15 protein-coding genes and 2 pseudogenes are annotated in these 11664 nt (G+C 61.6%); 9 read left to right on the forward strand and 8 right to left on the reverse strand.

All coding sequences use genetic code 11. The annotated features are described in order from the left end of the window. Positions 1-99 precede the first annotated feature (99 nt). From ACZ1HK_RS03270 to ACZ1HK_RS03290, 5 genes and pseudogenes are all read right to left on the reverse strand, one after another. Positions 100-723 (reverse strand): peptidylprolyl isomerase, encoded by a 624-nt coding sequence (locus ACZ1HK_RS03270; RefSeq protein ID WP_472627438.1) that lies wholly within the window; start codon positions 721-723, stop codon positions 100-102. Next, positions 716-1216 (reverse strand): peptidylprolyl isomerase, encoded by a 501-nt coding sequence (locus tag ACZ1HK_RS03275; RefSeq protein WP_472627439.1) that lies wholly within the window; start codon positions 1214-1216, stop codon positions 716-718. Before ACZ1HK_RS03275 ends, ACZ1HK_RS03270 begins: the two co-directional genes overlap by 8 nt. Before the next feature lie 31 nt (positions 1217-1247). Then, the gene (gene coaD, locus ACZ1HK_RS03280; RefSeq protein ID WP_472627440.1) at positions 1248-1742 is read right to left on the reverse strand and encodes a pantetheine-phosphate adenylyltransferase; all 495 of its coding nucleotides are present in this window, start codon (positions 1740-1742) and stop codon (positions 1248-1250) included. Between the two features lie 90 nt (positions 1743-1832). Then, the gene (locus ACZ1HK_RS03285; RefSeq protein ID WP_472627441.1) at positions 1833-2267 is read right to left on the reverse strand and encodes a CBS domain-containing protein; all 435 of its coding nucleotides are present in this window, start codon (positions 2265-2267) and stop codon (positions 1833-1835) included. A gap of 92 nt (positions 2268-2359) precedes the next feature. Further along, positions 2360-3252, reverse strand: a pseudogene (locus ACZ1HK_RS03290) (LysR family transcriptional regulator). Between the two features lie 102 nt (positions 3253-3354). Here ACZ1HK_RS03290 and ACZ1HK_RS03295 point away from each other — a divergent pair. Next, positions 3355-4854, forward strand: coding sequence for a CoA-acylating methylmalonate-semialdehyde dehydrogenase (locus ACZ1HK_RS03295; protein ID WP_472627442.1), 1500 nt, complete (start codon positions 3355-3357; stop codon positions 4852-4854). 63 nt (positions 4855-4917) lie between these two features. Then, positions 4918-5343: a hypothetical protein gene (locus ACZ1HK_RS03300; RefSeq protein ID WP_472627443.1), complete on the forward strand. Its 426-nt coding sequence runs from the start codon at positions 4918-4920 to the stop codon at positions 5341-5343. A 35-nt stretch (positions 5344-5378) separates the two neighbouring features. Here ACZ1HK_RS03300 and ACZ1HK_RS03305 read toward each other — a convergent pair whose 3' ends face one another. The 3 genes from ACZ1HK_RS03305 to ACZ1HK_RS03315 all read right to left on the reverse strand — a co-directional run bounded on the left by ACZ1HK_RS03305 (position 5379) and on the right by ACZ1HK_RS03315 (position 7344). Continuing rightward, on the reverse strand, positions 5379-6170 hold the full coding sequence (locus ACZ1HK_RS03305; protein ID WP_472627444.1) for an EF-hand domain-containing protein: 792 nt from the start codon (positions 6168-6170) through the stop codon (positions 5379-5381). A 254-nt stretch (positions 6171-6424) separates the two neighbouring features. Next, positions 6425-6562: a hypothetical protein gene (locus ACZ1HK_RS03310; protein WP_472627445.1), complete on the reverse strand. Its 138-nt coding sequence runs from the start codon at positions 6560-6562 to the stop codon at positions 6425-6427. 206 nt (positions 6563-6768) lie between these two features. Further along, positions 6769-7344 (reverse strand): hypothetical protein, encoded by a 576-nt coding sequence (locus ACZ1HK_RS03315; protein WP_472627446.1) that lies wholly within the window; start codon positions 7342-7344, stop codon positions 6769-6771. Positions 7345-7537: 193 nt separating this feature from the next. On the opposite strand from ACZ1HK_RS03315, the gene ACZ1HK_RS03320 reads away from it, so the two are divergent. From ACZ1HK_RS03320 to ACZ1HK_RS03350, 7 genes and pseudogenes are all read left to right on the forward strand, one after another. Further along, entirely contained in the window at positions 7538-8674 is a 1137-nt protein-coding gene (locus ACZ1HK_RS03320) for a carboxylate-amine ligase (protein WP_472627447.1), read from the forward strand. A 21-nt stretch (positions 8675-8695) separates the two neighbouring features. After that, the gene (locus tag ACZ1HK_RS03325; protein ID WP_472627448.1) at positions 8696-9070 is read left to right on the forward strand and encodes a DUF1304 domain-containing protein; all 375 of its coding nucleotides are present in this window, start codon (positions 8696-8698) and stop codon (positions 9068-9070) included. A gap of 70 nt (positions 9071-9140) precedes the next feature. Beyond that, positions 9141-9275: pseudogene (locus ACZ1HK_RS03330) on the forward strand (acyl-CoA dehydrogenase family protein); the annotation flags it as partial. A 13-nt stretch (positions 9276-9288) separates the two neighbouring features. Continuing rightward, entirely contained in the window at positions 9289-10257 is a 969-nt protein-coding gene (locus ACZ1HK_RS03335) for an acyl-CoA dehydrogenase family protein (RefSeq protein ID WP_472627449.1), read from the forward strand. After that, entirely contained in the window at positions 10200-10394 is a 195-nt protein-coding gene (locus ACZ1HK_RS03340) for an acyl-CoA dehydrogenase family protein (RefSeq protein WP_472627450.1), read from the forward strand. Before ACZ1HK_RS03335 ends, ACZ1HK_RS03340 begins: the two co-directional genes overlap by 58 nt. Next, a complete protein-coding gene (locus ACZ1HK_RS03345) occupies positions 10346-10612 on the forward strand; it encodes a hypothetical protein (protein ID WP_472627894.1) in 267 nt (88 codons plus the stop codon). Before ACZ1HK_RS03340 ends, ACZ1HK_RS03345 begins: the two co-directional genes overlap by 49 nt. A gap of 15 nt (positions 10613-10627) precedes the next feature. Beyond that, a complete protein-coding gene (locus ACZ1HK_RS03350) occupies positions 10628-11662 on the forward strand; it encodes an enoyl-CoA hydratase/isomerase family protein (protein ID WP_472627451.1) in 1035 nt (344 codons plus the stop codon). The last annotated feature ends 2 nt before the right edge of the window (positions 11663-11664 follow it).

Here is an 11664-nt window from a genome sequence, read left to right on the forward strand (position 1 = left end):
ACGAAAATGGGCGCGCCGTCCTCTGGCGCGCCCACTTATCTTGTCGGTCTGCACGTAGGCTGCAAAGCCCACCTCACACAGAAGTGCGCAGGCGAGAGCCTATTCCAGCTCCACCTCTTCATCCTCTTCCGGCGGCGGCGGCACAGGGTCATCGTCGCGCACCCGAAGGGCCGTCATGCGGTCAGGTTCGCCCACCACCGCGCCGTTGCGGCCACGGCCCCTGCGGATCAGGTCGACAATCTCCATGCCTTCCACAACCTGCCCCACAATCGTGTAGCCGCCGTTCAGATGCGGCGCGGGTTCGAACATGATGAAGAATTGGCTGTTCGCCGAGTTTGGGTTATTCCCCCGCGCCATACCGATCATGCCACGCTCAAACGAAATGTCGTCCGAGAATTCTGCCGGCAAATCAGGGTATTGCGACCCGCCACGGCCAGCGTAACGCATGTCCTGGCCAAGCCGGCCAAATTCCACATCACCGGTTTGCGCCATGAAGCCGTCGATCACGCGGTGGAACACTACATCATCATAGGCCCCCTCGCCCGCCAGCGTTGTGATACGCTCAACGTGCAACGGCGCTGTCTCTTCGAACAGGTCGATGATGATTGTGCCCTGCGCCTCACCATCCACGTCGATCTCAAGCCCCGTGGCCCCAACCGGCCCCACAGCCAAAGCGGCGAGGACGGCCACAGGCCGGAGGAGGGCAAGACCCGCCTTACGCATCGGCAGCGACCTTCACCGTGATCATCATGTCAGGCTCCGCTGGCGGCTCACCCCGGGTGATGGCGTCCACATGCTCCATCCCGTCAATGACGTTGCCGTAAACGGTGTATTGGCCATTCAGGAAATCATTGTCCTTAAAGTTGATAAAGAACTGGCTGTTGGCCGAATTCGGGTTGGACGAGCGCGCGGCGCCGAGCGACCCGCGGGCGTGGGGAATGCGCGAGAATTCTGCTGGAAGGTCCGGCTTGTCCGACCCACCTGTGCCCGCCATACGCAGGTTTGCGGCATCCTTGCCATGCTGCACGTCACCCGTCTGCGCCATGAACCCATCGATCACACGGTGGAAGACCACGCCGTCATAGGCCCCTTCGCGGGCCAGTTCCTTCATCCGCTCCACATGCTTGGGCGCCACGTCGGGCAGAAGCTCGATGGTGACGGTGCCACCCTTCAATTCCATCAGGATCGTGTTTTCGGGATCTTTGATATCGGCCAATTTGGCTCTCCTTATGTCAATTCCAGCCCACTCAGCGTGGGAATTTCTCAAGCAGCGCAGCATTTACGGGTGGTGTCACGAATTGCGAGACGTCCCCACCCAAACGCGCGATTTCCTTCACCAGTTTTGAGGCAATGGCCTGATGCTCGGCCTCCGCCATCAAGAAGACAGTTGTCACGGACGCATCCAGTTTCCGGTTCATGCCAACCATCTGGTATTCATATTCAAAGTCCGCAACCGCGCGCAGGCCGCGGATGATGAATTCCGCCCCCACGTCGCGGGCGCAATCGATCAACAGGTTTTCAAAGGGATGGGCGACGATTTCCGTCCCGAACGCTTCGGTCATCTTGGCGCATTCGGCCTCGACCATCGCGACCCGTTCTTCCAAAGTGAACAAGGGTCCTTTGTCACGGTTTATGGCGACACCGATGACCAGCTTGTCGACCAATTTGCAGGCACGCTTGATGATATCGACATGCCCCAAAGTAATCGGGTCGAATGTGCCGGGATAAAGGCCTGTGCGCATGGGATCCCTCCGCCGTCTTTCCGGGCGGCACGGGAACACGATTGCGGCCCGATTTGCAACCGGATCGCCAGCGCTATTGCAGGGTTGGCATCAAAAGCCCTTGATCATGCCTTCCAGGGCTTCCTTCTCCATCGCCAATTCCGCCAGTTGCGCCTTCACCACATCACCGATGGAGATCAGGCCAACCATCTCGTTGCCCTCCATCACCGGCATGTGCCGGAATCGGCCCTTTGTCATCTTGCCCAACACGCTGTCGACGGTTTCATCGCGTGTGGCAGAGATGATCTTCGACGTCATGAGGCTGTCCACCGGGTCTGCCAGGCACCCTGGCCCGTTTGCACCGATCGCACGCACAATATCCCGCTCTGACAGGATCCCTGCCATCTGCTTGCCGTCGGAGGAGACGACGACCGCGCCGATCTTGCGGCTGGACAGGGTCTTCGCCGCCTCGCCCACGCTTGATCCTGGCGTCACGGTAACGACGCCATCATCGGATTTGTCCTTGAGAATTTGTTGAACAAGCATCGGGTGCCTCCTTGGTTGGTCGCGCGTCCCTTGGGCCAAGCGTGGGTCCGAAGGCCGTGATCTGTCAAGTTTTCTGGAAGCATTGCGCGGCGTTAGGCTGATGCCAGCCCCTCGAGCCGCGCGATTTCAGCCTGCAAACCGGACCTGAGCAGCGACGCGACGCGGTCCAGCCGCACGTCTCTCTGCCCCTTGTGGCGCACAAGCCAGAATGTCCGCGTAAGCGCGACCTCGTCCGGCAAAACCCGCTGCAATTCGGGCGCTGTGGGCAGGGCAAAGTCATGGACAACCGCCAACCCGCCCCTGCCCGCGCCATTTGGAGCTGGACCGAGATTGATGTTGAGGCCAGTGCCACACGTGTCACACCCAAGGCACCCAGATAGTCGAGTTCTGCATCAAAGATCATGTCTGGGATATACCCGATCATGGGGGCGGTCTTGAGCGCGCCAAGGCTGTTCGGCGCGCCATGTTGTGCCAGCCAGTCCCGTGACGCGGCCAGCGACAGGCGGTAATCGCTCAGCTTTTCCGCCTGCAGCCGTGCCGTGTCGGGTTTCGACACGGTGATTGCAAAGTCCGCTTCACGCCGTGACAGGTTGACGACGCGCGGCAGGGCCACGATTTGCAGGTCAAGATGGGGATGCTGTTGGCCGATCGCGGCACAGACCTGCGGCAGCAGGTAGGTTGCGCAGCCATCGGGCGCACCGATGCGGATCGGGCCGGAGAGCGTCTCACCCGCGCCTGACAAAGCACCCATGCCGCGGTCAAGCGCGGCCTCGGCCTCCTCCGCATGGGCCAGAAGGCGCTGGCCCGCTTCCGTCAACCGATAGCCTTGCGGTGATTTCAGGAACAAAGGCGCGCCTGCCGCATCCTCCAGCCGCGCGATGCGGCGCGCGATTGTGGCGGGGTCCAGACGCAAGGCTGCCTTCGCTGCCGTCAGGCTTTCGGCCCGCGCCGTTGCCAGAAATACGCGCAGATCATCCCAGTTCATTCTTGCATCCTTGCAAAATGATCCTGCGAACCTGTCGCTTTTCCCGGCGGAAATGCAAGGCTATTGTCTGCGCAAATGGTTTTCGCGCTTGGGAGAGAGCAAATGGAACAGATCGGTCATTGGATTAACGGCAAACACGTCGCGGGCACGTCCGGGCGGACGGCGGATGTGTGGAACCCCGCCACGGGTGAAGTGCAGGCACAAGTGGCCTTGGCCTCCAAGGCCGAGCTGGACGCTGCGGTCGCCGATGCCGCCAAGGCGCAGCCTGCTTGGGCCGCCACCAACCCCCAACGCCGCGCGCGGGTGATGATGAAGTTCGTCAGCCTCCTGCAGCGCGACATGGACAAACTGGCCGAGGCGCTGTCACGCGAACATGGCAAGACCATCCCGGACGCCAAGGGCGACGTGCAGCGCGGGCTTGAAGTGGTCGAATTCTGCATCGGCGCGCCGCACATGCTGAAAGGTGAGTTCACCGACAGCGCCGGCCCCGGCATCGACATGTATTCGCTGCGCCAGCCCATCGGCGTGGCCGCCGGCATCACGCCGTTCAACTTCCCCGCCATGATCCCGATGTGGAAGATGGCCCCTGCCCTTGTCTGCGGCAACGCCTTCATCCTCAAGCCGTCTGAGCGTGATCCCTCGGTCCCGCTGATGCTGGCCGAGTTGATGCAGGAGGCGGGCCTGCCCGACGGCCTGTTGCAGGTTGTGAATGGTGACAAGGAAAGCGTTGATGCGATCCTCGATAACGAGACGATCTCGGGCATCGGCTTTGTCGGCTCCACCCCAATCGCGGCGTACATCTACGAGCGTGGCTGCGCCAACGGCAAGCGCGTTCAGTGCTTCGGCGGCGCCAAGAACCACATGATCATCATGCCGGATGCGGACATGGATCAGGCTGCGGATGCGCTTGTGGGCGCGGGCTATGGCGCTGCGGGCGAACGCTGCATGGCGATCTCCGTCGCGGTTCCGGTGGGGGACGAAACCGCCGACCGCCTGATCGAGAAACTGGTGCCAAAGATCGAAGCTCTGAAAGTCGGCCCCTACACCTCGGGTGACGACGTCGACTATGGCCCCGTGGTCACGCCAATGGCCAAGGAAAACATCCAACGCCTCGTGCAATCGGGCGTCGATGCGGGCGCGGAACTGGTCGTAGATGGCCGGGATTTCAACTTGCAAGGCTATGAGGACGGATTCTTCGTTGGCCCGCACCTGTTCGACCGCGTCACGCCGGATATGGAGATCTACCAGAAAGAGATCTTCGGGCCGGTCCTCAGCACCGTGCGCGCGGGCTCCTACGAGGAAGCGCTGAAACTGGCCATGGACCACGAATACGGAAACGGTACCGCGATTTTCACCCGAGATGGCGACGCCGCGCGCGACTTTGCGAACCGTGTGAACGTGGGCATGGTCGGTATCAACGTGCCGATCCCCGTCCCACTGGCCTACCACACCTTCGGTGGCTGGAAGAAATCGGTCTTCGGTGATCTGAACCAGCACGGGCCGGACGCGTTCCGCTTCTACACACGGACCAAAACCGTCACCTCGCGCTGGCCGTCGGGCATCAAGGAAGGCGGGGAATTCACCATTCCCGTTATGGAATAATAGGACTAGACGATTTCAGCCGCCCAAACACGGGCGGCTGTTCTACCGGGGCGAGCCAACACCATGCCGATCACCTACGACATCTACCCCAATCGCGGCCTTGTCGTCGTGGCCTATTCGGGTCGTGCCGAGATTGATGAGACGGCGCGCGTCTTTGCCGAGTTTGCGCAACACCCCGATGCTGCCCCAGGGCAAAAGCACCTTTTGGATCTTTCCCGTGTGACGGAGGTCGAAAATGACATGCCGCGCCTGATGGCCCTTCAGGCGCAAAAGGCGGGCGAAATGGCGTTGCCGATCTTCCCGGCGATGCTGGTCTATTACTGTCCGACGCCGGTCTCCAGGCGGATGGCAGAGATGGTTTACAAAAGCTGGGACGGCGTGGGCGGGCCAACGGTCGCGATGATCGAGGATGAGGCGGAAGCGCTTGCCCTTGTCGGATGTACTGAGACGCGCATCGCCGACCTCAGACGCCACGTGTCGGAGGATTGAGCGGCCCAGTTTTTGGGGGCCGCTCTGGGACAGACCTATCGGTTCAAGTACTCCAACAGGCTGACGGTGCCCGACCGGTCAGCGTCATAGGCCGCCAATTCGGCGCGGCCTTCGGATTGCAGGCCGCAAGTGCTCGCCAGGCCCCTGACCTCTTCCGCCTCAACCTGCGCCAGGCAAGCACCCGAAAGACGGGCCATTTCATCGGCATCAAGCGCGCCATATTCGAGCGCCCAGTAAAGCTCGACCGCGACCACCTCATCCAGCGTCAGCAGCCCATTCTCATCAATATCGGCATGCAGGAAATCATCGGCCCAGTCCCGGATGTTGACGGCCTCGAACTCGGAATAGGAGACATCCGCGCTTTGGTCGACATCCGCACGGTTCAACTGATACGCGGCATAGGCCGACAGTGTGCAGGGCTCTTCTTGTTCTGCGCAATCGGGCTCAGCCTGCCAATCGTCGGCGAGGAAGGCCTCTACCTCCGGCAAGGTGATGCGACCATCGCCGTTTTCGTCGACCTCCGCGAAGAAGATGCGGATTTCGGCGTTTGCCATGGCGGGTGTCTGCGCTGAGACCACGTAAATAAAGGCCAAAGCGAGGATCGGCAGGGCGAATGCAAGTGCACGCAAAGCGCGTGTGTAGGTGGATCTGAGCATGATGGGCTCTCCGGTGATGGGTTGCGGTTGACCGCGCCCATCCACCTCGCCCTCGATCAGACCGCGCACCATTTCAGACATCGAACGCCCCTTGCCGTCGCTGACCCGCGCCAGGGCGGACTTCAACTCAGGCGAGAGGCGGATTTCGATGGTCTCAGTCTTCTTCGACATGTGGTGGCCTCCGGTGTTCTGCAGGCAATTGGACGGGTTTGGTGCCGCAAGGCTTGAGCCCATCGTTGCGCATAATATAGGCCCGTTCGCGCCCCGACGGGACAAGTTTCGTGTCCGGACACGTTATTTTTTGGTGCCCACGCAAAAAAAGACCCCCGGAACAGGTCCGGGGGCTAGTCCAACAGGGAGGGAGAATTCGGGTGGGTCAGCGCGTGGTTCCAAGACCGCCCGCGCTGGCAAAAGGCCGGTAGATGTCACCGCTGGGGCTGTCCACTCCGTGCATCAGACGAAAACCGTGTTGCGGACGTGGTGCGTGGCGTTTCGGCATTGGCAGCCGCGCCGAAAACGAAGGTGCCGAGAACGGCGATGGTCAGGATCGAGCGGATCAACATCGGGTGCAAGTCCTTTCGGTTAACTTGTCGATCAACCTAGCGGCTCCCCCGACGCCCGACCGCGATTGCGGGAATCCCTACGTTTGGACAATCAGAGGTCAGGAAAACCCGTCCATTTGGTCACAGTTGCGTTCACTTGAACGGATTTTTCGCGAAAAAAGCGTTCATGTGAACGCTTTTTCCAAGTTCGCAGAGCGGTGAGGCGATCAGCTTGCGCGCACCGTCACGTCGAGGCCGAAATCCGCGCCCGCCGGTGTCGCGCGCGTGGCGACCAGCGCCTGCAACTGGCCGGAGGTTGAGCCACGGAACACCGCGCCCGCCGACATCGCCGCAACGATCATCGCGGCCAGTCCGGCGCCCGCATCCTGATCACCGCCGACAAGCGCCGAGACCTCAGCCGTAAGACCGCCATCGACACTGAACACGGCAGTCGCACCACCGGCGGTTGCGTTGTTCAAGGTCCAGCGGGTCACGTAGCTGTCGAGGCCATTATGGCCTTCATAGTGAATGCCGATGCGGCTGTTGGAGCCTGCCGCCATGATCCGGCTGACAGCATTTGCACCGAACTGCGCCTGAACGCTGGGGCCGTTGGTGAAATCCATCGTCAGACGGCCATTCCCACCCGCGCCGAAGCCGGGGATCGTAAAGCTGCCGGACGAGGAAAAGCCGGGCGCCTCCAGCAGGGCGGAGCCGGTGGAAGCAGCGGCGGCGGGCAGACCGGAGAGTGTCAGCAGGGCCGGAGCAGCAAGAAGAGACGTCGATAGAAAAGCGCGGCGGTTCATGGGTTGGGGTCCTTATCAAATGTTGTGTTTCAAATTGCCCCGATCGCGGGGAACACCAGTGAAATGCCGCATTCCGGCGGCGCACGCGATTGCGGAAATCCGGAGCGACGGAAATCGCTTGCCCATCCGTAGGGGCGCTTTTCCTTGCCATATCCCCACCCCCGGACCACCCTACCACATAGGGAGGCCCGCTATGGCTCAACACTTCGCCGACGATCACTTCACCCTCGGGATCGAGGAGGAATATTTGCTGGTGGATCGCGAATCCTACGATCTGGCAGAGGCTCCGGCGGGTTTGATGGAGGCTTGCACAGCGGAGTTGGAGGGCCAGGTCAGCCCGGAATTCCTGAAATGCCAGATCGAGGTCGGCACCGGCATCTGCCCGACAATCGCAGATGCGCGCGCTGATCTGAGGCGGTTGCGCAGTACGGTGGCCGCCTGCGCCGCGAAGTTCGGCCTCGCTCCTATCGCTGTATCCTGCCACCCGTTTGCCGACTGGAAGGATCAGAAGAACACCGATCGCGACCGCTACAACCAACTGGCCCGGGATCTGGGCGGTGTGGTGTCGCGTATGTTGATCTGCGGCGCGCATTGCCATGTCGGATTGCCGGACGAAGACCTTCGCGTCGATGTCATGCGTCAATTGACCTATTTCCTGCCGCACCTTCTGGCGTTGTCGACGTCTTCGCCCTTTTGGCAGGGGCGCGATACGGGGTTGGCCTCCTACCGGCTGACCGTGTTCGACAACCTGCCCCGCACCGGCCTGCCGCCGAATTTCGGATCATTCGGGGAATATCGGCGCACGGTCGATGTTCTGATCGACCTGGGTCTGATCGAAGACACCTCCAAAATATGGTGGGACCTGCGCCCGTCCGCCAACTTCCCAACGCTTGAGACGCGGATTTGCGATGTCTCCCCCCGGCTGGAGGATCAACTGGCGCTTGCGGCTTTGATCCAATGCCTTGTGCGCATGTTATGCCGGTTGCGGGGCCTGAACCAAAGGTGGCGCGTCTATGACCGTTTCCTCGTGAACGAAAACCGTTGGCGGGCGCAGCGATACGGCGTGTCGGAAGGGTTGATCGACTTTGGACGGGGCGAGGTCGTGGCAATGCCGGAACTTATAGACGAGTTGATCATGTTGACCGCGGAGGATGCCGAAGCGCTTGGCTGCGCGGATGATGTCGAACGCCTTCGACGCATGGCCCAACAAACCAGCGCGGACCGACAGAGGGCCGTGCTGAAGGGCACATTGGATGCAGGTGGGGATCATGGGGCCGCGATGCGGTCGGTGGTTGAACATCTGGTCGATGAATTCCACGCCGATCTGTGACCGAACAAACCGGAGATTGATATGTATCGCCTTGCTGCCATCGTCGTGGCGCTGATCGCCGCGCTTCACCTTTACATTGCGTGGTTTGAGATCTTCGCCTGGACGACACGGGGGCCTGAAATTTTCACGAGTTTCCCAGAGGACCTGTTCGAACCGACGGTGACGCTTGCGGCCAATCAGGGTCTCTACAACGGGTTTTTGGCGGCCGGATTGATCTGGTCGCTACTGATCCGCGACCCGGTCTGGCGGATCAATGTGGCGATCTGTTTCCTGTTGTTCGTGGCCGTGGCGGGCATCTTCGGGGCGGCAACCGCATCGCCGCGCATCCTGCTGGTCCAGACCGTACCTGCCGTGATCGGGCTGGCCTTGTGTTATCTGGCCCGTCGGAAGGCGTGACGCAGAGGCTTGCAACATTGCTGCAAGACTCGTTAATTAAACGGGCGTTCAATTCTTGTGGGAGGGGACAGTGGATTTTGCACTCAGCGAAGAGGCTACGGCCATTTATGACATGGCCCGCGCCTTTGGTGAGGCCGAGATTGCGACGCACGCCCTGGCCTGGGAGCGCGAGGGGACGATCCCGAAGGAGCTTTGGCCAAAGCTGGCAGAACTGGGCTTTGCAGGGCCTTTACATATCGGAGGAGAATGGCGGATCGGGCCTGAGCCGGTTGGAGGCGACCCTGGTGTTCGAGGCGCTGTCGGAGAGCTGCGCCTCCGTCGCGGCGTTTCTGTCGATCCACAATATGTGCGCGAAAATGATCGAAAGCTTCGGTTCGGACGACTTGCGCGCGCGGTTCCTGCCCCCTGCCCTGACGATGGACACGGTCTTCTCCTACTGCCTGACGGAACCCGGCTCAGGCTCGGACGCGGCGGCGCTGAAGACACGCGCCGAGCGCACGAACGAAGGCTACCTGTTGACCGGCACGAAGGCGTTCATCTCCGGCGGCGGCTATTCCGACGCCTATATCGTGATGTGCCGCACGGGCGAGGACGGGCCCAAGGGCGTGTCGGCGATGGTGGTCGAGGACGGCGCAGAGGGGCTGTCGTTCGGCGGGCTGGAAGACAAGATGGGCTGGCGGTCGCAACCCACACGTCAGGTTCAGTTGGACGGTTGCGCGGTGCCGGCGGGCAACCTGTTGGGCGAGGAAGGCAAGGGCTTTCGTTATGCCATGGCGGGGCTGGATGGCGGGCGGCTGAACATCGCGGCCTGCTCGCTGGGGGCGGCGGCGGCGGGCCTGCGCGCGACGCTGGCCGTATATGGGCGAGCGCAAGGCGTTTGGGCAGAGTCGATCGACCAATTCCAGGCGCTGCAATTCCGGCTGGCGGACATGGAAATTGAGCTTGGAGGCCGCGCGTGTCTTCCTGCGGCAAGCGGCTTGGAAGCTGGACCATGGTGCGCCCGATGCAACCAAGGCCTGCGCGATGGCCAAGAAATTCTGCACCGAGGCCGGTTCGCGGATCGCCGATCAATGCCTGCAACTTGCATGGCGGCTATGGGTACCTTGCCGACTACGGGATCGAGAAGATCGTGCGCGATCTGCGTGTGCATCAGATCCTCGAAGGCACGAATGAGATCATGCGGATGATCGTGGCGCGTCAGATGCTGGCGGAGCGGGATGATCTGGCTACGCTTCAGCGCTCCGTTGCATACGTGGCATCAAAAGCAAATGCGCGATGCTTGAGCGTGGCGACCGGACATTCTTCAGATTTATCCTTAAGCTAATGGGCTTGTTTTGCATGTGCCTTCGTTCTGATTGTGGTGGATATAGTTTTGCGCGCAAACAACGCGCCGATCAGGATTTGTTCTTACGCAAGCAGCTTGGTGCTCGTACTGCTTTTTTCCTACTTTCCATTTGGACAGGCAGTTTGGATCAATTCAGCGATGGCATTTTGGGAATGTCCAACGCGCGGAAAGCTGCGCGAATTGCGCGAGCGTTTTGAGGAAGAGAACAAAGAATGAGCGACGATATTCACATCCGAATTGACGGATGCGCCGGGCGGATCACGCTGAACCGGCCCCAGGCGCTGAACGCGGTGACCTACCAGATGTGTCTGGAGATCGCCGCGGCGCTGGACGCCTGGGCCGGGGATGATCGGGTCAAGCTGTTGGTGATCGATGCGGTGGGCGAGCGCGCCTTTTCCGCCGGTGGCGACATTCAGGAGATGTATGACACCGGCTCGGCCGGGGATTTCGCCTATGGGCGCAAGTTCTGGGCCGATGAATACCGGATGAATGCCAAACTGTTCCGCTTCCCCAAACCTGTGGTGACGTTCCTGCAGGGCTTCACGATGGGCGGCGGGGTCGGCGTGGGCTGCCACGGCTCGCACCGGATTGTCTGCGAAAGCTCTCAGATCGCGATGCCGGAATGCGGGATCGGGTTGGTGCCGGATGTGGGCGGCACGCTGCTGCTGGCGCGCGCACCGGGACGGTTGGGCGAGTATCTGGGGGTGACCGCCGCGCGGATGGGACCGGGCGACGCGATCCATGCGGAATTTGCCGACTATTTCGTGCCGGAGGCCGGGTGGGAGGCCCTGAAGGCCGAGCTTGTTGAGACCGGGGATTGGGAGGCCGTGGATCGGGCCGCACAGGACGCGCCCGAAAGCCCGCTGAAAGACGCGCAGCCAGTGCTGGATCGGCTGTTCTCGGGCGAGACGCTGCGCGATGTTGTCTCGGACCTTGCGGCCAGTGATGCGCCCGAGGCGCGGGAGGCAGAGGCGCTGATGGCGCGGAACTCACCGCTGGCCATGGCCTGTGCCGTTGAGTTGGTGCACCGGGCGCGCGGGGCCGATGATATCGCGATTTCGCTGCGCAACGAGTACCGGTTCACGGCCCGCTCGATGGAGCATGGGGATTTCATCGAAGGCATCCGCGCCGCGATCATCGACAAGGACCGGGCGCCAAAATGGCGCCATGGCGGGCCTTTGGCCGTGGCGGCGGTGGACGTTGCCAACATGCTGCGCCCCTTGGGTGTGGACGAATGGAAACCGTGAGG

It is taken from the genome of Gymnodinialimonas sp. JB5-7 (assembly GCF_055693405.1).